The organism is Chryseobacterium sp. DZ-32 (genome assembly GCF_059587025.1).
The window spans coordinates 224,034-246,059 of record NZ_JCAIOM010000007.1; the positions used below are offsets into that span (position 1 = coordinate 224,034).

Annotated in this window: 15 protein-coding genes and 2 tRNA genes; 10 read left to right on the top strand and 7 right to left on the bottom strand. The window is 37.1% G+C overall.

Features of this window, described 5'->3' with window-relative positions; all coding sequences use genetic code 11:
* Window positions 1-8 precede the first annotated feature (8 nt).
* From miaB to AC59HC_RS10195, 6 genes are all read right to left on the bottom strand, one after another.
* Complete coding sequence (miaB, locus tag AC59HC_RS10170) at window positions 9-1,445, bottom strand: tRNA (N6-isopentenyl adenosine(37)-C2)-methylthiotransferase MiaB (protein ID WP_202840103.1); 1,437 nt, start codon at window positions 1,443-1,445, stop codon at window positions 9-11.
* Window positions 1,446-1,622: 177 nt separating this feature from the next.
* Window positions 1,623-2,105, bottom strand: coding sequence for an energy transducer TonB (locus AC59HC_RS10175; RefSeq protein ID WP_238349615.1), 483 nt, complete (start codon window positions 2,103-2,105; stop codon window positions 1,623-1,625).
* A gap of 130 nt (window positions 2,106-2,235) precedes the next feature.
* On the bottom strand, window positions 2,236-3,969 hold the full coding sequence (locus AC59HC_RS10180) for a thiamine pyrophosphate-dependent enzyme (protein WP_496558531.1): 1,734 nt from the start codon (window positions 3,967-3,969) through the stop codon (window positions 2,236-2,238).
* A 244-nt stretch (window positions 3,970-4,213) separates the two neighbouring features.
* A complete protein-coding gene (gene lysA / locus AC59HC_RS10185; RefSeq protein WP_170872057.1) occupies window positions 4,214-5,416 on the bottom strand; it encodes a diaminopimelate decarboxylase in 1,203 nt (400 codons plus the stop codon).
* Window positions 5,417-5,677: 261 nt separating this feature from the next.
* Entirely contained in the window at window positions 5,678-6,901 is a 1,224-nt protein-coding gene (locus tag AC59HC_RS10190; RefSeq protein ID WP_496558532.1) for a 3'-5' exonuclease, read from the bottom strand.
* A gap of 150 nt (window positions 6,902-7,051) precedes the next feature.
* Entirely contained in the window at window positions 7,052-8,578 is a 1,527-nt protein-coding gene (locus AC59HC_RS10195) for a helicase HerA-like domain-containing protein (protein WP_496558533.1), read from the bottom strand.
* A gap of 139 nt (window positions 8,579-8,717) precedes the next feature.
* Here AC59HC_RS10195 and AC59HC_RS10200 point away from each other — a divergent pair, with 139 nt between their 5' ends.
* The 4 genes from AC59HC_RS10200 (at window position 8,718) to AC59HC_RS10215 (ending at window position 12,097) form a co-directional block, all read left to right on the top strand.
* Complete coding sequence (locus AC59HC_RS10200) at window positions 8,718-9,779, top strand: hypothetical protein (RefSeq protein WP_202840110.1); 1,062 nt, start codon at window positions 8,718-8,720, stop codon at window positions 9,777-9,779.
* Window positions 9,780-9,994: 215 nt separating this feature from the next.
* A complete protein-coding gene (locus AC59HC_RS10205; RefSeq protein ID WP_411414545.1) occupies window positions 9,995-11,404 on the top strand; it encodes an MBL fold metallo-hydrolase in 1,410 nt (469 codons plus the stop codon).
* Window positions 11,405-11,408: 4 nt separating this feature from the next.
* Window positions 11,409-11,786, top strand: a complete 378-nt coding sequence (locus tag AC59HC_RS10210; RefSeq protein WP_411414544.1) for a rhodanese-like domain-containing protein — start codon at window positions 11,409-11,411, stop codon at window positions 11,784-11,786.
* A gap of 11 nt (window positions 11,787-11,797) precedes the next feature.
* Window positions 11,798-12,097: a thioredoxin family protein gene (locus tag AC59HC_RS10215; RefSeq protein WP_076595323.1), complete on the top strand. Its 300-nt coding sequence runs from the start codon at window positions 11,798-11,800 to the stop codon at window positions 12,095-12,097.
* Window positions 12,098-12,231: 134 nt separating this feature from the next.
* On the opposite strand, the gene AC59HC_RS10220 is transcribed toward AC59HC_RS10215, so the two are convergent.
* Window positions 12,232-12,984, bottom strand: a complete 753-nt coding sequence (locus AC59HC_RS10220; RefSeq protein ID WP_496558534.1) for a nitrilase-related carbon-nitrogen hydrolase — start codon at window positions 12,982-12,984, stop codon at window positions 12,232-12,234.
* 220 nt (window positions 12,985-13,204) lie between these two features.
* On the opposite strand from AC59HC_RS10220, the gene AC59HC_RS10225 reads away from it, so the two are divergent.
* The 6 genes from AC59HC_RS10225 to AC59HC_RS10250 all read left to right on the top strand — a co-directional run bounded on the left by AC59HC_RS10225 (window position 13,205) and on the right by AC59HC_RS10250 (window position 21,986).
* Window positions 13,205-13,645 (top strand): DUF6646 family protein, encoded by a 441-nt coding sequence (locus AC59HC_RS10225; protein ID WP_496558535.1) that lies wholly within the window; start codon window positions 13,205-13,207, stop codon window positions 13,643-13,645.
* A 106-nt stretch (window positions 13,646-13,751) separates the two neighbouring features.
* Window positions 13,752-15,242: an RIP metalloprotease RseP gene (rseP, locus tag AC59HC_RS10230; protein ID WP_227944022.1), complete on the top strand. Its 1,491-nt coding sequence runs from the start codon at window positions 13,752-13,754 to the stop codon at window positions 15,240-15,242.
* 80 nt (window positions 15,243-15,322) lie between these two features.
* A tRNA-Asn gene (locus AC59HC_RS10235) sits at window positions 15,323-15,396 on the top strand.
* A 272-nt stretch (window positions 15,397-15,668) separates the two neighbouring features.
* On the top strand, window positions 15,669-18,839 hold the full coding sequence (locus tag AC59HC_RS10240; protein ID WP_496558536.1) for a S41 family peptidase: 3,171 nt from the start codon (window positions 15,669-15,671) through the stop codon (window positions 18,837-18,839).
* A gap of 265 nt (window positions 18,840-19,104) precedes the next feature.
* Window positions 19,105-19,178: transfer RNA gene (locus AC59HC_RS10245), tRNA-Asn, on the top strand.
* 276 nt (window positions 19,179-19,454) lie between these two features.
* Entirely contained in the window at window positions 19,455-21,986 is a 2,532-nt protein-coding gene (locus AC59HC_RS10250) for a DUF5686 family protein (RefSeq protein WP_496558537.1), read from the top strand.
* Window positions 21,987-22,026: the final 40 nt, after the last annotated feature.

Genomic DNA, 22,026 nt, shown 5'->3' on the forward strand with positions numbered 1-22,026 from the left:
ACTTAATTTTATTCAACTGTTCTCCCTAAAAGTGTGCCTTGCGTATTGTCATACACAAAAACGTTCACAATGTCACCTATTTTCTGTCCTTCCAGTTTATCGAAGACACATACGGCATTCTGAGAGTTTCTTCCTTTCCACTGGTTTTTATTTTTCTTGGAAATTCCTTCAATCAGAATCTGATGCTCTCTTCCAACATAGGATTTCATTCTTTGTTTTGAAAGCTCTCCCTGAAGGGCAATAACCTCAGCAAGACGTCTCTGCTTCACATCAGCCGGAATATTGTCTTCCATTTTCTTGTGAGCAGGAGTTCCCGGCCTTTCTGAGTACGCAAACATATAACCGTAGTCATATTCCACTTCTCTCATCAGACTCAAGGTATCCTGGTGGTCTTCTTCTGTTTCATTACAGAATCCTACGATCATATCCTGTGAAAATGCTACTTCCGGAACAATTTCTTTTGCTTTTCTGATCAGATCAAGATATTCTTCACGGGTATGTTGTCTGTTCATCGCTTCCAGCATATTATTGCTTCCGCTTTGTACAGGAAGATGTACATATTTACAGATGTTGTCATGTTTTGCCATCATTCTGAATACGTCCAGACTCATATCCTGAGGGTTGGAAGTAGAGAATCTGATTCTCAGCTCAGGAACAGCTTTAGCTACCAGATCAAGCAATTGCGCAAAATTTACGGCTGTTGCTTTCTGCATTTCAGATGCTTTGGCAAAATCTTTTTTAGGACCTCCTCCATACCAAAGATAAGAGTCTACGTTTTGTCCTAAAAGGGTAATTTCTTTATATCCGTTATTGGCAAGATCTTTACATTCTTCAATAATGGAGTGTGGGTCACGGCTTCTTTCTCTTCCTCTGGTAAATGGAACCACACAGAATGTACACATATTATCACAACCTCTTGTAATGGTAACAAAAGCGGTAACACCGTTTCCTCCTAAACGGACAGGATTGATATCGGCATACGTCTCTTCTTTGGAAAGAATAACGTTGATGGCATCTCTTCCATCGTCAGTTTCTTTCAAAAGGTTCGGTAAGTCTCTGTAGGCATCAGGACCTACAACAAGATCTACCAATTGTTCTTCTTCTAAAAACTTGGTTTTCAATCTTTCTGCCATACATCCCAGAACACCAACCGTCATATTCGGTCTTTCTTTTTTAAGATTTTTGAACTGAGAAAGACGCATTCTTACGGTCTGTTCCGCTTTTTCGCGGATGGAGCATGTATTTAAAAGAATCAGGTCAGCTTCTTCAACTTTCATCGTTGTATTATACCCCTGTTCATTAAGAATGGATGCAACAATTTCAGAGTCAGAGAAGTTCATCTGACAACCATAGCTTTCTAAAAACAGTTTTTTAGAGTTCTCCGGTCTTTCTGCAATAGCAAAAGCTTCGCCCTGTTTTGTTTCGTCTATATATTTTTCCTGCACGATAATCGATTTAAGATTCGTAATTTAAAATTACGAACGAATAAGTTTGCAAAGATACAAAATATTGTGACAGAATGTCAGCGCTATTATTTTAACAAAATCATAAATTGAAAAAGTGTTGGAATTCTCTCATTGAGCCTCCCATTACTTTAATTTTGAAAAAGAAAACTAATAATCCTAATCGATATCTGCAGACATTGAAGAAAAGTTCATTTTAACTTTAATCTGTGAGGCTACTGGCTTCCCGTTACAAGACGCCGGAATCCAGTTTCTCTTTATCCTTCTTACGACGTACTGCATATCGTCAAAGAAAACTTCGCTGTTGGTCACCTTAGGCATTCCTTTCACATCTGTTACTTTTCCCTTTTCATCAAGCACTAAGGTAAAGGTAAAATCTCCCGTCAAAGCATAGAAATCAGAATTCAGGTACGCATACATATATCGGTTCAGGATATCTTTGTAGGCTGCAACACCTCCTTCAAAAGCAGCGGGTTTAAAATCATTACATTTTACAGCAACCTGCATAAAGGGTTCTTTAATATCTATTTTTAAAAGATTTTTATTACTCTCTCTGATAAAAGAATCATCCCTTTCTTCCTGATCCTGCGCCAGTGAAAAATTCATTGCACATAAAGCCAAAAATAAAAATATAGTTCTCATGCTTGTTTCCTAATAATAAACAAAGGTAAATATTTAGCTTATGTATAAAAAAGAAAAACTTCACGCCAAGCATGAAGTTTTATATATAGTTTCTGAATATCAGACAACTGTCTGATTATTTCTTTTCTTATTATAGCAGGCCTTTGATATGTTTATAATTGGTCTTCACCGTTTCAAAAACCTCATCCATTTTACCGCCAAGCATAAGCTGAGCCATAGACTTTGTCATTCCCATAATCTGATCAAATTCAACCTTCGGAGGAAGAGCCAACGCATTGGGATTCGTAAAAATATTCAGAAGATAAGGTCCTTTGTAATCCAGGCATTCTTTGATAGCGCTTTCCACATCTTCGGGAAGATGGACATTTTTTCCCGGATATCCCATGGCATGCGCGATCATGGCAAAATCAGGATTAATCATGTCTGTCTCATTGTCGGGCATTCCACCAACTTCCATTTCCAGCTTTACCATTCCCAACGTTCTGTTGTTGAAAACAATTAGTTTCACAGGAAGTTTATACTGAAAAATAGTAGCCATATCTCCTAATAACATAGATAATCCTCCATCTCCACACAGGGCAATCACTTGTTTTTCGGGGTGTGCCAATGCAGCGCCTATTGCCATCGGCATCGCATTCGCCATTGAGCCATGATTAAATGATCCCAGCATCTTCCTTTCCCCCGTTCCTGTAATAAAACGGGCTCCCCAAACGCAGCACATTCCGGTGTCTACGGTAAAAATAGCATCATTTTCAGCAAGCTTATCTAAAGTGTGAGCTACATATTCCGGCTGAATAGCATTCTCTTTTCCAAAATCTTTTACATATTCCAACTGGTTTTCTTTTACTTTATCGTAAAACGCCAGCTGTTCATTCAGAAAATGAACATCAGTTTTTTCGTCAAGTAACGGCAATAATGCTTTGATGGTTTCTTTGACATCTCCGGCAAGTCCTAGCTCGAGTTTTGCTCTTCTTCCCAATCTTTCAGGACTTTCATCAATCTGGACGATTTTATTTTTTAAAGGCATGAATTTCTGATAAGGAAAATCCGTCCCCAGAAGAATGACGAGATCAGCTTCATGCATGGCGTGATAGGCTGAAGGAAATCCTAACAGACCTGTAAGTCCCACTTCATTTGGATTATTGGGCTGAATAGCCATTTTCCCGCGGAATGAATATCCTACAGGTGCCTTTAACAGCTTTGACAAAGTGATCACCTCATCACATGCTTCAGCAGCACCTATCCCACAGTATAGGGTTACTTTTTTACTTTTATTCACCAGTTCCGACAAACTTTTCAGCTCATCATCCGATGGTCTTATCACAGGATTGGTTTTAAAGATTTGGGTGGAAGTAGAGCCTTCTTCGGCATCCAGCTCAGAAACATCTCCCGGAAGACCTATGACCGCAACTCCTTTTTTGGATATAGCATGCTGAATGGCGGTCTGCACGGTTCTCTGTACCTGTTCAGGTCTTGTAATCATTTGATTATAATAACTGCAGTCATCAAACAGCTTTATCGTATTGGTTTCCTGAAAGTAATCCATGCCCATTTCATCACTGGGAATGGTGGAAGCAATCACCAGCATAGGAACATGAGAGCGATGAGCTTCATACACTCCATTGATCAAATGAACGTGTCCGGGGCCACAGCTTCCGGCACAAACTGCCAAACCATCAAGCTCAGCCTCTGCCGCTGCGGCATAAGCCCCTACTTCTTCGTGTCTTACATGAATCCACTGGATACTGCTTTTTTTAACGGCAATATTCAGATGATTGAGACTGTCGCCGGTTACTGCATAAATTCTTTTCACATTGGCATTTTCGAGCATTTCAACAATCTGCTCTGCTATGTTTTTTGCCATAATTAGTCTGTTTTGGTGGTTATTTTTTGGTGAAAATAGTATTTGAGAAGAAGAAAATCTTCCTATCTCTATCAAATTTAACTAATAAAGTTGAGACTCCATCCCTAACTCGATGTTAAAAAATTGTAATTTAATTTTGATTCTATTGAAACCTCACGGGTTTTGAAAACCCGTGAGGTTTCATTTCCATGTAAAACAAAACAGCCACCAAAAAGGCAGCTGCTTATATCATATGTTTCGGATTTTACATTACTATTTCAATCTGATTTCTCAACAAATCTTCAAACTCGTCTCTTTTACGGATCAAATGAGCTTTTCCGTCTAAGAATAATACTTCTGCTGGCTTTAATCTAGAATTGAAGTTTGAACTCATTTCAAAACCGTAAGCTCCTGCATTATGGAAAGCAAGAATATCTCCTTCTCTTACCTCATTCAGTTTTCTGTCCCATGCGAACGTATCTGTTTCGCAGATATTTCCTACTACCGTATAAATTCTTTCTGCACCTTTTGGATTGGACAGGTTTTCAATCATATGGTAAGAATCATAGAACATTGGGCGGATCAGATGATTAAATCCGGAATTCACTCCAACAAAAACAGTAGCTGTTGTCTGCTTGATCACATTAGCTTTCACTAATAAATATCCACTTTTCCCCACCAGGAATTTTCCAGGCTCAAACCATAATTCGAATTTTTTTCCTGTAGATTTTGAAAATTCAGAAATTACTTTCTCTACTTTTTTACCTAATGTTTTCACATCAGTTTCTTCTTCACTATCCTGGTAAGGGATTTTGAATCCGCTTCCCATATCCAGATATTTCAGGTTCGGGAAATGCTCAGAAAGCTCCAGCATAATCTCCAAAGCCTGAAGGAATACATCCGGATCTTTTATTTCACTTCCCGTGTGCATGTGAAGACCTTCAACATTAAGGTTGGTACTCTTCATCACTCTTTCGATGTGACGAACCTGGTGAATAGAAATCCCGAATTTACTGTCGATGTGCCCAGTTGAAATCTTATAGTTACCTCCTGCAAAAATATGCGGATTGATTCTTACTAAAATCGGATAGGTATTTCCGTATTTATTCCCGAATTGCTCAAGAATAGAAATGTTATCAATGTTAATATGAACTCCAAAAGTCATTGCTTCCTCTATTTCAGCAAGGTCAACACAGTTGGGTGTAAATAATATCTTTTCTTTCGAAAATCCTGCCTTTAATCCCAGCTTAACTTCGTTGATAGATACACAATCCAAAGATGCACCCAAATTCTTGACATACTTAAGAATATTGATATTGGTCAAGGCCTTCGCTGCGTAGAAGAACTTAGTATGTTTTAAAAATGAAGAAGTAAGTTTTTCGTATTGAATTTTGATGGATTCAGCATCATAAACATACACCGGTGTGCCAAACTCATTGGCAATCTTTAATAATTCTTTTGAATTCATAATTTCATTTTAACATAAAAAAAGGCAGATTCTTCGAAAAAGAGCCTGCCACATTGATTATTTTTTTATGCAAGACAACTCTTTTAAATATTCCAAACCTTAGAGAACTTTACAGTTCCCTTTTTTCCAGTTTTATTTTGTTTAAAATTTTGCATTGCTACTATTTATTTTTTGCAAAAATACTATTTATTTTTTATTTCAGTACAATTGATTTGAATGGCATGGTCTGCAGAATAAAACTTATAACATGAAGACACTCTATCACTTCGGCAGTGGTAAGGTCTCAAAATCCGCTCGAAGAAGTGCCAGCTGCAGTTCGTTATTCAAATCTGTAGAAGACAGCGGAAGATCAATTTTCAGTTTAGCCAGCTTACTCAGCGTCTGAATCTGTGTAAACAATTCATAGAAGCCAAATGAAACCACTTTTCCGTTTTCTATAATTAAAAACAGTTTTTCTCCTAATTTTCTTCCCGGCCCGAGCCATAGCTCATTTCTTTTTCTGAATTCAATTTTTTGTTTCAAGACAGAAAAATCTTTAAATTCTTCCTGAGAACCAATAAACTGAACAGCTTTTGTTCCCTGGGTAAATGACCTGAATTTCAAGACCGGCTTCTCAGTTTTATTAAGCTTATTTTTCTCAACTACATATTTATTATTCCTGAAATATAATCCGAAAGGTAAGACCTCTTTCTTTTTAATATTCTTGGAATTAAGAATCAGTTTGGCAATAATATCTGTTCCTGTAAGCTCAAAATTAATCTGTTCAACATCTTTCTGGATCTGCTCCCATTTTTTTGATTTCGAATTGAAAACCTTTTTGGAAAATTTGTTGATATCCTGAACGTAATCAGAAAACATAATACGTCCTGCTTCATCCTGAAAATACACAAAACCTTTGTCATTAGGAAGATCCTGTGTAAGTTCTTTGATCTTGTTGATATACGTTTTGGCATTAGACTCATCATGCTGCTTCTGAATAATCTCATTTTCAATATCTTTTGAGATCAGAAGTTTGAAAAGTTCTAATGTAGCTCTTGCATCGCCTTCCGCCCTGTGATGGTTGGTCAATGGAATACCCAATGATTTCACCAGTTTTCCCAAGGAATAACTTACTTCATCAGGAATCAGTTTTTTTGCTAACGGAATTGTATCTAAAGTATTGATTTTAAAATCATAACCAAGCCTTTTGAATGACTGGCGAAGCATCCTGTAATCAAAATCAATATTATGACCTACCAAAGTTGTATTCTGAGTAATTTCTATCACTCTTTTGGCAATTTCATGAAATTTCGGAGCAGTCTTGACCATTTTTGGGGTAATACTGGTCAGCTTCTGTACAAAAGGAGTAATATCACCTTCGGGGTTTACAAGGGATATAAACTGATCTGTAATTTTCTGACCGTCATATCTGTAGATGGCGATATCTATAATGCATTCATTTCTATAACTTGCACCATTACTTTCTATATCTATAATTGAATACATGAATGTGTGTTAACTGCTGTTTTTCTAGTTTACTATTTAGACCTGCTTTTATTCCCCAATAAAATAAGGCTCTGTTTTTTACTGTTATGTAAAGATAACCTGCTAAAATAACAAAAAATATATCAAAACACAGCAGGTTAGCTTTCAAAATTATCTTCTTCTGCCTCCCAGCCCGAACATTCCGAGAATAGCTTTTGCTCCTTCCCTCATTAAAGTAGAGGTAAAGGTACGGCCAGCCTTACTCTGTAAAACCTGTTCGAACATTCCGGGTTCTTCTTTTACGGGTTTTGCCTTCTGTGCAGGTGCGGGGTTTTGTGCTGCCTGTTCCATTCTGGTGGTCAGCATTTCGTAGGCAGACTCTCTGTCTAATGCCTGCTCATATTTTGCTACCATTGCTGATCTGGAAGTAAGATCGGAGACTTCCGCCTCACTCAGAACATCCATTCTCGATTCGGGAGAAATCAGGTAAGTATGCACTAATGGTGTCGGTATTCCTTTTTCATCAAGTGCTGTAACAAATGCTTCTCCGATTCCCAAATTCTGGATCAGGCTGGAAGCATTGTAATATTCTGTGGTAGGATAGTTTTCAACGGCCTTGGTAATTTCTTTTTTATCTTTTGCGGTAAATCCTCTTAAGGCATGCTGTATTTTTAATCCTAATTGGGAAAGAACATTTTCTGGAACATCCCCGGGAATCTGGGTAATAAAATAAATTCCTACTCCTTTGGAACGGATTAATTTCACCATTGTTTCGATCTGTGAAAGAAGAGCTTTGGAAGCTTCATCAAAAATCAGATGGGCTTCATCAATGAATAGTACCAGCTTTGGTTTCCCACTGTCTCCTTCTTCCGGAAACGTCATATAAATTTCAGCAAAAAGCGAAAGCATAAACGTTGAGAAAAGCTGCGGTTTATTCTGAATATCTGCGACTCTTAAAATATTAACCACTCCTTTTCCATCCCTTGTTTCCAGTAAATCATGAACGTCAAAGCTTAATTCACCGAAAAATCCTGCTGCGCCCTGCTGCTCCAAAGCTACAATAGATCTTAAAATAGCTCCCAAAGATGCTGATGCAATGGATCCATAATTGGCTGCAAGCTCAGCTTTTCCCTGTGCATTATCGGTCACATACTGCAATACTTTCTTCAAGTCATTAAGATCAATCAAAGGAAGACCTTTATCATCACAATATTTGAAGACAATAGACATGATACTTTGCTGGGTATCATTCAATTCAAGGATTTTGCTTAATAAAACAGGCCCAAATTCTGTAACAGTAGCCCTCAGTTTCACTCCTTTTCCTCCTGAAATGCTCATCAATTCTACCGGAAAGCCTTGGGGATTATATGGAAGCTGTGTCTTCGCATATCTTTCCTCAATGATGGGATTCATTTGTCCTGCTTCTGCAATCCCGGAAAAGTCTCCTTTAATATCCAGAACCAAAGACGGAATTCCTGCGTGAGAAAGCTGTTCTGCAAACACCTGTAACGTTTTTGTCTTACCGGTTCCGGTAGCTCCTGCAATAAGACCGTGGCGATTAATCGTTTTCAGAGGAATGGTTACGTTTACTTCCGTAACAACTTCTCCATCCAACATCCCTTTTCCTAATATTATATGCTCTCCTTTTGGAGTGTATCTCGTGTTTAATTCTTCAATAAATTGTGTTTTGTCTGCCATTTGATCGCTTTTTTAACTTATAAATATAGAATTTTTTAGAAAAATTTGAGTAAATAAAATAATATAATGATTAAATTATATTCTAAGTTCCCTAAATTTATTTTTTAATTTAGCCTTGAGAACAACATATATACCACACATGATGTCATTAAAAAAAATTCTACTCGTTATTTTTGCTTTTTCCTCCACCTTGTTTCTTGCTCAGAAAAGAAATGGCCCTGTTAATTTACAGATTAAAGGCGATTACACCCACTTGCCGACATCAGCCGTTTTCCCAGTTTTATGGTCTGGCTTTCAAAGAGAAGAAATAGTATCTTATGATCTACAGAATAAGCACATTGTGGTAAGCTATGTACAACAACACCGTAAAAAAAGTAAAACGGTCCTGACCTTATATATTTATCCTAAAAAATTAGTTGACAACCAGCTTTTGAGAGATGAATTTTCCATATATGAAACGGTTCTGAATCAGAATTCCAATAAAAGTGTAGACTTAAAACCTATGTTTGGAAATATATCCAATGATAAGGTAAAAGTAAACTATATCTATTCAATTTTTGATCATTCAATGGGTGAACGTGATTTTTTCAAAGGTGTAAAATATACTGATAAGAAGTCACTCCTTTCTATTTATGAATGTGGAGGATGGGGCTTTAAAATCCGAGGATCAAGCGATGAAATGACCCGTGATCAACTGTCTGAACTCAAAAACAAAGCTGAGACCTATTTTGGTGTATTGGATATCGCTGCTAAAAAAACTCTTCCTATTAGCCATACTCCGGATATCATCTTATCTCCTGTTATCAAAAGAGATTCCATGATGACTAATGCTGTGCTTGCTTCGGTGTATGCAAAAACAAAATGGCTGGGAGAAAATGCAGATAAAAAAGAACTTCTGACAGGCTTCAATGATATGAATATCGAGTCTGAAGTATATGCCATAGACAAAATGATAGAATTCTATAAAACTCATGAAACAAAGTGGCCGATGCACGAAGACACTAAAAAATATTTTGGTGAGATAATTAGATTAGCAGACAACGGAAAAATTAAAGATTACCTCTATGACAAGTACAAAAGACTGATCCGTTATGATGAAGGAGAAGCTAATAAAGAGGAATATCTCCAATTCAAAACAGAGAAGAACATTACAGAAAACACCAATGAAATTCTGTACAAAATATATTATCAGATAGAGTAAAATGAATGCTTTAAAGACATTGTTCCAGAAGCAGGACATGATATAAAACAGCATTTGCCAATTGACATTATGTAAGGCATCCTTTTTGCTAAAAAAACGACACATACTAAACATATGTTTAACAAAGTATTGAAAGAAACTATCAATGGAATTTAACATTTCATTTAGAATTGATCTAATACTTCGTATCTTTAACTCATTAAAAAAAAGACCCAATGAAAATTGAACAAATATATACGGGCTGTCTGGCTCAGGGTGCCTATTATATTGTATCAGAGAATGAAGCTGTCATTATTGATCCTTTAAGAGAAGTAAAACCCTATCTGGATCGCCTGGAAAAAGATAATGTCACTTTAAAATATATTTTTGAAACTCATTTCCATGCTGATTTCGTATCCGGACATTTGGATTTAAGCAAGAAAACAGGTGCTCCGATTGTATACGGACCTACTGCTGTTCCGGAATTTGACGCTATTATTGCTGAAGATAATCAGATTTTTGAGATAGGAAAAGTGAAAATAAAGGTACTGCACACACCGGGACACACCATGGAAAGTAGTACTTACCTTTTAATAGACGAAAATGGTGTTGAAACGGCAATTTTCACAGGTGATACATTGTTTCTGGGAGATGTAGGAAGACCGGATCTTGCCCAAAAGGCGACTAATCTTACCCAGGAGGATCTTGCGGGAATTCTATATGACAGTCTTCAGAGCAAAATCATGCCATTGGATGACAGCATCACTGTTTATCCGGCTCACGGCGCTGGTTCTGCCTGTGGAAAGAATATGCAGAAGGAAACTGTTGATATTCTGGGGAACCAGAAAAAAACCAATTATGCTCTTAACCAACCGGACAAAGAGTCTTTCATCAGAGAAGTTCTGGATGGTTTAACAGCTCCACCGAAATACTTCGGAATGAATGTCGCTTTAAATAAAGGTGGCTATGAAAGTCTTGATGTTGTAATGAACAAAGGACTACAGCCTGTTGAAGCGGAGGACTTTGAAGCTTTGGCGGAAGAAACAGGAGCATTAATTTTAGATACAAGAGGAGCTGCGGACTTCCATAAAGGATTTGTCCCCAACTCTATCAATATAGGACTGAAAGGAGATTTCGCCCCATGGGTAGGAACTCTTATTGTAGATGTAAAACACCCTTTATTATTAATTACGGATGAAGGGACTGAAGAGGAAGTGATCACCAGACTAAGCAGAGTAGGCTTTGATAATGTGATCGGATACCTTAACGGAAGTTTTGAAGCATGGAAAAATGCAGGCAAGGAAACGGATGAAATCAAAAGAATTACTCCGTCTGAATTTGCAGAGCAGTTTACAGAAGATGCTACCATAATTGATGTAAGAAAACTGACTGAGTATTCTGCAGAGCATATTGCCAATGCATACAACAAACCGTTGGATACCATCAGCGACTGGGCACGTACTATTGATGATTCTGAACATTTCTTTCTTCACTGTGCCGGCGGATACAGAAGCATGATTGCAGCAAGTATACTTAACTCACACGGAATCAGGAATTTTACCGAAATAGAAGGCGGTTTTAACGGAATTAAAAAAACGGAAAGACTGCCAACTACCGATTTCGTATGCCAATCTAAGACCCTGTAAGATCATGAAAATTCAGTTTTCCGGATTAATTTTAGTGTTAGCTTTTATGCTAAGTAGCTGTAAGACATCACCTACAACAGCAATTCCTACTGCAAGCATTAAAGAAGTAGTCAACAGTCCTGAGGTAACACTGGTAGATGTTAGGATTCCGGAGCAGTATGCTGCAGGAACAGCAAAAAATGCAATCAATATTCCGTTGGCAGAGATTCAAAACAACATAGAAACTTTAAAAGGAAAAAAAGTTGTTGTATTTTGCAATAAAGGAATTCAGGCAGATCAGGCAATGGAAATTCTGAAGAAAAATGGTGTGGAGGCTTATAATGGTACAACCTGGAAAAATGTAAAAGCAATTCAGGACGAAACAAACAAAAAAGCAAACTAATACAACCCAATATGTCACAAAAATTTCAGGAAATTATAGATTCCGAAAGACCTGTTCTGATAGATTTTTTCGCAACATGGTGCCAGCCTTGTAAAGTACAGTCTTCGGTATTAAATACGGTAAAGGAAAACATTGGCGAAGGGGCCAGAATTATAAAAGTAGATGTAGATCAATATCCCGCATTGGCTGCTCAATACGGAGTGCGCGGGGTTCCTACACTGGCCATTTTCAAAAAAGGAGAAATGCTATGGAAGGAAAGTGGTGTTCATGATGTGAATACCCTCACCCAACTTTTACAACAATACGCTTAAAACTGTGATTTTTCACAGTTTTTTGCTTTTTATAATTTCCGCAGATCGCACAGATCTCCACAGATAATTACGCTTGTTTTTCTTTATATAGAAATTAAAAATCTGTGAAGATCTGCGAGACCTGTGGGGAAAATCTAAAACTCAATAGAAAAAGAATCACGGTCATTCAAAAACTGGAAATGTTTTCTAAAGTCCTTCAATTCCTCCAGGTATAGTTCTGCAGATACGAAATTTCCCTGTTTCTGAGAAATTTCTTTTCCATCACCAAAGAAGCAGTGAGAACTTTCCTGATATAACAGATCATTTCCATCAGTTCCTATTCTGTTGAGACCAAATACAAAAGATAAATTTTCAATAGCTCTGGCTTTCAACAGATGCTCCCAGGCTCCTACTCTCTTCTCGGGCCAGTTGGCAACATATAAAATGGCATCATAATCATCATTATTTCGGGCAAAAACAGGAAATCGAAGATCATAACATACCTGAAGCAGGAAACGTATTCCTTTGTATTCAACGATTACTCTTTCTTTTCCCGGTGTGTAGACCTTATCTTCTCCGGAAAAAGAGAACAAATGCCTCTTATCATAAAAAGAGATTTCGCCATCCGGCTTCACAAAATACATCCTGTTGTAGAAGTTTCCATTTTGTTCTACCGGAGCACTTCCGCAGAATGCTGCATTTTTCTCTTTTGAGATCTTTTTCAAAAATTCCAGCGATTCATTATTCCTGTCTGATACTTCGGAAGCATCCATACAGAAACCTGTTGAAAACATTTCAGGAAGAAGAAACAGATCTGCCTCCACATTCAGCAGTTCACTTTCTATCCGTGCAAAATTATCAGTTTTATTTTTCCAGATGATATCTAAATTTAGCCCTGCAACTTTCATCTTTTATTCTTTTAAATTATTTCAAATATGAAGTATAAAAATACAGCTTTTATCTTTACAAAAGGAGAATTAAATGGTTGAAAAAGTAGTTTTCCACACAAAAATCGGGCACTATTTCTTAATAATGTATTAAAGTCAACCATTTTTATACTATTGCCGTTCTTTCGGTTTCATTTTTGATAGAAATATTTTTTATTATTATCCTTAAAATTAAAAATTTATGAAGAAATTGTTTTTTATGGTGGCGATCTTCTTTTTTGGTACTATGGCTAATGCTCAGGCCTGGACAGGAAAGGGAGATCAGAAAATACAACTGGGGCTGAGCGCCTGGGGATATGGAACCGGAATTACGGGAACTTACGACTATGGACTCAACAAACTTATTTCAGTGGGTGCCGGGATCAATGGGTATTTTGACAATTACAAAGACAACGATAAGGATAATCGTGTTTTTGTTTTCGGAAGACTGAACTTTCATTTGCAGGAAGCCCTGAATCTTCCTTCAAAATGGGACATTTATCCTGGTGTAGACCTTGGAGTGCTTGGAAGAGACTTTGGAGTAGGCGCTCACATCGGAGCCCGTTATTTCTTCACAGAGAAAATTGGGGTTTTTGCAGAAGTAGGCAACAATGGCAGTCTTGGCGTTTCTTTCAATTTATAATCAAATCGTCTTTAAATATGACAAAGCTTCTCGTTTCGGGGAGCTTTTTTATTTGGCATAGTTTTGATAATTGTTACCTTTGCAAATTAAAATCTAAAATTTATTAATGGAAATAGCAATCAAACTTTTTCAGTTCATTCTGAGCATCTCTATACTTGTGCTTCTTCATGAGCTTGGGCATTTTTTACCGGCAATATGGTTCAAGACCAGAGCAGAGAAGTTTTTCCTGTTTTTTGATCCTTACTTCTCCATATTCTCCATGAAGAAAATCAACGGAAAATGGCAGTATAAATTTTTATCAAAAAACTTACCGGATTCTGAAGTAATAGAAGTGAACGGAAAGAAGGAAGAAGTTCCTATCGATATATCAAAACTTCCGGACAACGACTGGAGAAAACATCCTGAACAAACAAAATACGGAATCGGCTGGCTTCCTTTTGGAGGATACGTGAAGATTGCAGGAATGGTGGACGAAAGTATGGATACTGCCCAGATGAAAAAACCGGCAGAACCTTGGGAGTTCAGATCAAAACCGGCCTGGCAGAGACTTATCATTATGCTGGGAGGAGTTACCGTTAACTTTTTTCTTGCGTGGTTAATCTACAGCTGTTTATCATTCTTCAACGGAGAAACTTATACAGATATTACAAAATTTAAAAATGGGATTGAAGCTACTTCTGCAGGAAAGAAAATGGGTTTCCAGAATGGTGACAAAATCATTAGTGTAGACGGAAAACCGGCAGAAAGACTTGAAAATACTTCCATCAATATTCTTTTGGGAGATAATGTTACTGTAAACAGAAACGGACAGGAAGTTACTTTCCCTGTCAATGCAGACGGTGTTGCAGATGTTCTTAAGCAGAAAGAAGCAAAACTATACATCTCTCCAAGGGTATCTATGGTTATTGATTCATTGGCAACTCCTTCTTCCCAGTCATCCGGACTGGCAAAAGGTGATAAAATTGTAGGAATCAACGGAAAGAAAGCGGCATTCTTTGATGAAGTAAGCACTCTTTTAAGTGAAAATAAAGGAAAAACAGTTTCTGTTGATGTTGAAAGAAATGGAGCTGTACAGACAATACCGGCAGTTTCTGTGGACAAAAACGGAAAACTGGGTATCGCCATTGATACCAAAAGCATAGCAAAAGATATTGTAACAAATAAAAAGTATTCTTTCGGAGAAGCTATTCCAAGAGGATTTACAAGAACTATCGAAGCATTGACTACTCAGGTAAAGCAGTTCAAAATCATGTTCAATTCTAAAGTTCAGGGGTATAAAAACGTTGGAGGGCCTATTGCTATTGTAAAGAATATGCCTGTAGATAAGGATGCGGATGGAAGCGTTAAAATCAACTGGGTTGCTTTCTGGAGCTTTACAGCGATGTTCTCTGTATGGTTGGCATTCCTGAACCTTATTCCTATTCCGGGACTTGATGGTGGGCACGTTTTATTTACTTTATATGAAATTATTGTAGGAAAACCGGTTCCTCAGAAAGTTTTGGAAAACGCACAGATGATCGGAGTTATCTTCCTGTTAGGATTGATGTTACTGATCTTTGGAAGCGACATCTTCAAAGTATTTATGGGTAAATTATAATTTTTTTAAAATTTTTCTTAAAAATATTTGTAGGGTATAAATATTCGTCCTATATTTGCACCACTTAAAACAAAGGACATTCCTCCTTAGCTCAGTTGGTTAGAGCATCTGACTGTTAATCAGAGGGTCGCTGGTTCGAGCCCAGCAGGAGGAGCAAAAAGACTTACAGAAATGTGAGTCTTTTTTTGTGCCTTAATCTGACGAATTGTACAACTGCACTATACAATAACCATGTGCAACTTACTTTCTGTTTCAACGAATATTATTCAGTTTTCCAGGTGTTTCATGTAACTATTTCCGTAATAATTCGACTATTATTGGAAGAGTTATTCAAACTGAGAAAATTTTCTTCAGATGAATATTTCTCTGCAAAAACAAAGAATAATAAAATCAATATATCGTATTGCATAAATACCCCATTCTACCATGAAGAAAACTATTATTTCGTTATTAACAGCATTTTCTATTGCAGGGATTTCGGCACAGGAAAAGTCTTATTTTTTATCAGGTCCCTCATTAAGTCCGGATGGAAAAACAGCTTACTTTGCATATGACGGCGATATCTGGAAAGCAGATTCCAATGGAGGAAATGCTTCAAGAATTACCGCTCTGGATGGAGAAGAGATCAATCCCCGCCTTTCTCCGGATGGAAAATGGCTTGCATTCAGTTCTAATCAATATGGAAATTATGATGTGTATGTAATGCCCGCAGGCGGAGGAACTATCAAGCAGTTAACCTTCCATACCGGAAGGGATGAAATGGAAAGCTGGGCGTGGGACAGCAAAACGATTTATTTTACTTCCAACAGAAATAATAATTTCGGCAGCTTTAAAACTACAATTGAGGGAAAAACCCCACAAAAGCTTTTCAACAATTATTTTAACAACACCAATGGTCTTGTCGAAACTCCTTCAGGAGAATATCTTTTCACAAGTTCTTCAGAAAGTGCCCATCAGGTACAGCGTAAGCGTTATAAAGGAGAAAATAATCCTGATATTCTTGGATACAACCCCAAAAACAATTCTTTCAAACAGTACACCAACTATGAAGGGAAAGATTTTAACCCAAGTGTAGATAAAAATGGTATTATCTATTTTATTTCTGATGAGAATAATGGAGAATACAATCTTTATAAAATCGAAAATGGTAAAAAGACTGCCTTAACAAAATTTGAAACTTCCATTAAAAAACCGTTTGTTTCAGCAGATGGCTCCAAAGTTATTTTTGAAAAGGATTACCAGCTTTATACTTATGATGTAGCCTCAAAAAACACAACTCCTCTCAACATCAGCCTGAATACCAACAAAACCCTGGAAAAGGCTCAGAATTTCAATGTGGAAAATAATATTTCCTATTATGACGTATCTCCGGACGGTAAAAAAATGGCATTCATAAGCCGTGGAATCATATTCGTTTCTGATATTGAAGGAAAATTTGCCCAGCAGGTCTCTGATGGAAAAGAACGCGCCATGGAAGTGAAATGGCTGAAAGATAACCGTACTCTTCTTTACAACCAGACTTACAACGGATACCAGAACTGGTTCACTATTCCGGCAGACGGAAAAGGCCAGCCAAAGCAATTAACAGAAGATTCAAGGAATAACCGCAGCATTACGCTGAATAGCGACCTTTCAAAAGCAGTGTATTTAAGCGGAAGAGATGAAGTACGATTATTGGATTTAAAAAGTTTTACATCTACAACTATTGTAAAAGATGAGATCTGGGCATTCCAAAACTCAAGACCTTCTTTCTCCCCTAATAACGAATATGTGTTATTCTCGGCAAAAAGAAACTTCGAGCTCGATATTTTCATCTATAACATCAAAAAAGGGCAGACTTTAAACCTTACCAATACTGGCGTTTCTGAAGAAGATCCCGTGTGGTCTCCGAACGGAAAATATATTTATTTCGCCAGCGACAGGACCAATCCGTCTTATCCTTTAGGCATGCAGAAATCCAACATTTACCGTATGGCTTTAGATTGGTTTGACGAGCCTTTTAAGTCTGAAAAATTCGACAATCTCTTCACTGAAGAAAAGAAGGAAGAAAAATCTTCAGATAAAGAAAAAGACAAGAAGGATAAGAAAGACCAAGACAAGGATAAAAAGGAAGAAAAAGAGCCGGTAATCAAAGAACTAAAGGTTAATCCTGATGATACCCTGGACAGAATTGAACTGGTTACCGACCGATATGGATACCAGGATGATCCAGCTGTTTTCGCTGATGATAAAAAAGAAATTCTTCTTTTCAATTCTAATCAGGACAATGGAAAAAGACAGCTGTTCAAAAAGGTATTCACAGATTTTGAGCCTGCCAAATCTGAAAAAGTTTTCGATAAAGCAGCTTATTATGTAACCAAAAATGATAAAAACCTGTTTGCTCTGATAGAAGGTAATATTTACAAAACAACTGTAGCGGCATTAAAGCCTGAAAAGATAAACATCCAATACAGTTTTGATAAAGATCTGGCATCAGAATTTACCCAGATGTACGCTGAAGCATGGACAGGTGTGGAGGAAAACTTCTACGATGAAAAGTTCCATGGTATCGACTGGAAAGCTAAAAAGGAACAATATGCCAAGTATCTTCCGTACGTACATAACAGGAATGACCTCAGAATATTATTGAATGATCTTTTAGGAGAGCTTAATTCTTCACACACCGGATTTTCTTCTACAGGAAAGGAAGAAACCATGTTCCTGAACTATTTTACGAACGAAACAGGAATTATCTTTAAAAAAGACCAGCCCTACACGGTAGAGAGCATTCTGAGAAAATCTCCGGCCTACCGTTCCGGTGTTGACATCAAACCTGGAGATCAACTGACTTCTGTAAACGGGAAAAAGATTGATCTTAACGAAAATATCGAAACGTATTTCACTAGCCCTAAAAAACAGGATGAGCTGGTTCTTACCTTTAATCGTGATGGTAAAACGGTAACTACCAAAGTACATCCGATTTCTAATGGAGAATTAAAAGGATTGCTTTACGACGATTGGATCTACAATAATCATCAGCGTGTAGATAAGCTTAGCAACAACCGTATTGCCTACTCCTGCATGAAAAACATGTCTACTGATGAGCTGGATCATTTTCTTCTGGACATGGTAGAACAGGAAAACAGAAAAGATGCTGTCATTCTTGACTTACGTTACAATACCGGTGGAAATGTGCATGATAAAGTATTGAATTTCCTTTCTCAAAGACCTTATTTACAATGGAAATACCGTGAAGGAAAAATAACAACCCAACCCAACTTTGCTCCTTCCGGAAAACCTATCGTCCTTTTGATTAATGAAGCTTCATTGAGTGATGCCGAAATGACTGCAGCCGGGTTCAAAGCACTGAAACTGGGGAAAATCATCGGTCAGGATACTTACAGATGGATTATTTTCACTTCAGCCAAAGGATTGGTAGACGGATCTTCTTACAGACTTCCTGCATGGGGAACCTACACATTGGACGGACAAAATCTTGAGAAAACAGGTGTAAAACCAGACATTTATGTTAAAAACACCTTTATGGATCGTCTTCAGAACAATGATCCTCAGCTGGAAAGAGCTGTTCAGGAAATACTAAAAGATTTAAAGAAGTAAAAATTTCAGAACAATAAAAAATAAAAAAGACTTACATTGCTGTAGGTCTTTTTTATTTCTTTTAAAAAAAACAGGTCTAAAAATTCCATTGCTTACAGCTTAGAATTTATACCATTCCGAATAACGTCTGCCCATCGCAAAAAATATTTAAAATTTAATTTATTGAAAAATAAATCAATAGCTTCTTTCGATGAATATTCAAGAATAAAAACTTGCTTGGTATGGATATTCATACTATATTTGCACCACTTAAAACAAAGGAAATTCCTCCTTAGCTCAGTTGGTTAGAGCATCTGACTGTTAATCAGAGGGTCGCTGGTTCGAGCCCAGCAGGAGGAGCAAAAAAGACTTACATTTCTGTAAGTCTTTTTTCATTTTATAAGTTCCACAAAAAAACACCGAAATGATCTTAAAAATTTTCACTTTCACGTTGTTTTAACGCTCTGATTATTATATTTTAAGCATAAAAAATTCCCGGTTAATTTTTAATCAATACATATATTATTTTCGCTACTTTTGTCGTTTTATAGGATAGAATAAAAATTTTTTATTTTTTTACCTGTTTTTTAATTAAACTGCATGCTTTTTGTTTATGCTAAATGCCTGAAGAAACAAATGATGTTAAACAATAACTCCCAAAAACACTATTTTTTATTTTTTTTCCTGATTCTCGCCGGTTCCGTATGTGCTCAAAACAAGGTCAGCGGTAAGGTGGTTGACGAAAAGAACAATAAAGAACTGAATAACGTTGATATTTTTATCAACAATGATAAAACACCTGCCTTAACGACAACTTCGGGCAATTTCATTGTTAAGTCAGACAGCATCATCCATCAGTTAAGATTTTCCAGAAAAAATTATACCACAGAAACCCTTGATATCACTCCTGAAAATGCTGACAATATTTTCGTACAGCTATCACAGGCTAAAGTAAGCGATATCCAGGAGATTGTTCTTCAAAGCGGTAAAACAAAATACAAAAACAAGAAAGAAAATCCGGCTTATGCAATTATGCAGAAAGTGTGGGCACAAAAAAGAAATAACGGACTGGAAAAATTCGATACTTATTCATATAAAGAATACGAAAAAACACAGTTTGACCTGAATAATCTTGACAGTGCGTTCATGAAGAAAAAGATTTTCAATAAACTTGATTTCATTTTCAGTTATGCAGATTCTACTGCGAGTGGAAGACTTGGTCTTCCTATCTTCCTGAATGAAGCCGTTTATGAAAATTATGGCAAAAACAGGCCGGACAAAGACAGTAAAAGAACACTGGTTGCTCAAAAGACCTCAGGTTTCCAAGACAATCAGGTCATAACGGTTTCTGCTAAAAACTTATACCGTGATATCAATATCTACGACAATACCCTGAATTATTTCGATATCGGATTCCAGAGTCCTGTTGGAAGTGACGGTTTCAGCACCTATGATTATAGTCTTATGGACACCATTACGATTCGTGGGGAAAAAGCCTTCCAGATAAGATACCAGCCAAAGAGAAAAGATGTCCTTGCATTTCAGGGAAACCTTTATATTGATACCGATACTTATGCCGTTTTAGGAGCAACATTAAAGTCAACACAGAAGATTAACGTCAACTTTGTCAACAGTGTGTATACTCAGGTAGAATATGACAATCCTGATGATGCTACGTTTCTTCCCAAAAAACTGGTGACAGAATTTGAAATGAGCCCTTTCTCAAAGAAGAAAGGCGCCAAAAGTATCATCGCCAAAAGATCGGTAGATTACTCCGATTATCAGTTCAACAAACCTCTTGATCCTAAGGTATTCAAACGTACCGAAGAAGAGTACGAAGATAAATTTACCAATAAAGATGATGCTTACTGGACAAAAGTCAGACCTGACACCTTATCCAAAGCAGAACAGGGCGTTTACAACATGCTTGACCAGCTTCAGCAGACCCCGAAATTCAACCGGATGGTAAAACTGTTTGAAACTCTTGGCTCACGTTATTATAATGCCTTTAAAGGAATAGATATTGGTCCTATTTTCTCAATTTATGGAAGAAATGAAGTAGAAGGGGACAGAATAAGATTAGGAGCAAGAACTTATTTCGGATTGAATGATACCTGGAGAGCACAATTTTATACAGCTTATGGCTTCAAGGATCAGCAGTTTAAATATGGAGTAGAGGCAAGATATATGTTCAATAAGCTTAACCGTTTTATGATTGGTGCAGGAACCAGCAGAGACATTGTTCAGCTTGGGGGACAGCTTACATCTGGTGATGGAGTTACGCCGCAATCTTCATCTACCAGTACCTTTTTTGCAAGAGGAGAAAACATTTCCTTAAGTTCTGTAAATAAGACAAGTATTTTTGCAGCTATTGAGCCATGGAAAAACTTTCAGATAAGAATAGATGGAGTGATGCAGAGTATTAAATCTGCTATCCCTGAGAAATTCAATCTGATGTATTATAAAGACGGCCAGCTAAGGAAAACTGTTAATGATTCCCATGTTACTATCAGTTTAATTGCCAAACCTGGTGCAAAATTCTCACAAACCGGTATTGACCGTTATCAGGCGAGAAACCTGGCACCAACCATCGTTTTAAGATACACGCGAGGTATTGAAGGTTTGTTTAATGCTGACTTCAATTATGACAAGCTTCAATTCATGCTATACAAGCCGTTTTTGATTGGAAGTATGGGAAAACTAGTGGTTAATTTCGAAGCTGGAAAGAACTTCAGTACAGTTCCATTGGCATTACAGAATATTATTCCTGCCAACCTTTCCTATGGTCTGGTACCAAATACTTTCTCCCAGCTTAATTATTATGAGTTTGTGACGGATGCCTATACTACACTTCAGCTTGAGCATCATTTTAACGGTAAAATACTTTCTTATATTCCATTGATTAAAAAGCTGAAATTGAGAGAAGTTGCATTTATCAGAGGAGCCTACGGAACATTAAGCAATGCTTCCAAAGCAATCAATGTAGAAGGTTTTAAATATTCTGCACCAAGCGAACATATCTATTATGAATATGGATTCGGAATAGAAAATATAGGAATCGGAAACCTGAGAATCTTCAGAGTAGATTTTAACTGGAGAGGAAATTATCTTGACAAACCGGATATCTCAAAGTTTGGCGTTAAAGCAGGATTCCAGGTAGGATTCTAAAGTAAATATACCATATAACAGATTCGGCGGCTTCAATGAA

Excerpts from the sequence above, each read along its gene's own strand:
- AC59HC_RS10175 (WP_238349615.1), bottom strand. The coding sequence starts at position 2,105 with ATGAGAACTATATTTTTATTTTTGGCTTTATGTGCAATGAATTTTTCA.
- AC59HC_RS10180 (WP_496558531.1), bottom strand. The coding sequence starts at position 3,969 with ATGGCAAAAAACATAGCAGAGCAGATTGTTGAAATGCTCGAAAATGCC.
- lysA (WP_170872057.1), bottom strand. The coding sequence starts at position 5,416 with ATGAATTCAAAAGAATTATTAAAGATTGCCAATGAGTTTGGCACACCG.
- AC59HC_RS10190 (WP_496558532.1), bottom strand. The coding sequence starts at position 6,901 with ATGTATTCAATTATAGATATAGAAAGTAATGGTGCAAGTTATAGAAAT.
- AC59HC_RS10195 (WP_496558533.1), bottom strand. The coding sequence starts at position 8,578 with ATGGCAGACAAAACACAATTTATTGAAGAATTAAACACGAGATACACT.
- AC59HC_RS10200 (WP_202840110.1), top strand. The coding sequence starts at position 8,718 with ATGATGTCATTAAAAAAAATTCTACTCGTTATTTTTGCTTTTTCCTCC.
- AC59HC_RS10205 (WP_411414545.1), top strand. The coding sequence starts at position 9,995 with ATGAAAATTGAACAAATATATACGGGCTGTCTGGCTCAGGGTGCCTAT.
- AC59HC_RS10210 (WP_411414544.1), top strand. The coding sequence starts at position 11,409 with ATGAAAATTCAGTTTTCCGGATTAATTTTAGTGTTAGCTTTTATGCTA.
- AC59HC_RS10215 (WP_076595323.1), top strand. The coding sequence starts at position 11,798 with ATGTCACAAAAATTTCAGGAAATTATAGATTCCGAAAGACCTGTTCTG.
- AC59HC_RS10220 (WP_496558534.1), bottom strand. The coding sequence starts at position 12,984 with ATGAAAGTTGCAGGGCTAAATTTAGATATCATCTGGAAAAATAAAACT.
- AC59HC_RS10225 (WP_496558535.1), top strand. The coding sequence starts at position 13,205 with ATGAAGAAATTGTTTTTTATGGTGGCGATCTTCTTTTTTGGTACTATG.
- rseP (WP_227944022.1), top strand. The coding sequence starts at position 13,752 with ATGGAAATAGCAATCAAACTTTTTCAGTTCATTCTGAGCATCTCTATA.
- AC59HC_RS10240 (WP_496558536.1), top strand. The coding sequence starts at position 15,669 with ATGAAGAAAACTATTATTTCGTTATTAACAGCATTTTCTATTGCAGGG.
- AC59HC_RS10250 (WP_496558537.1), top strand. The coding sequence starts at position 19,455 with ATGATGTTAAACAATAACTCCCAAAAACACTATTTTTTATTTTTTTTC.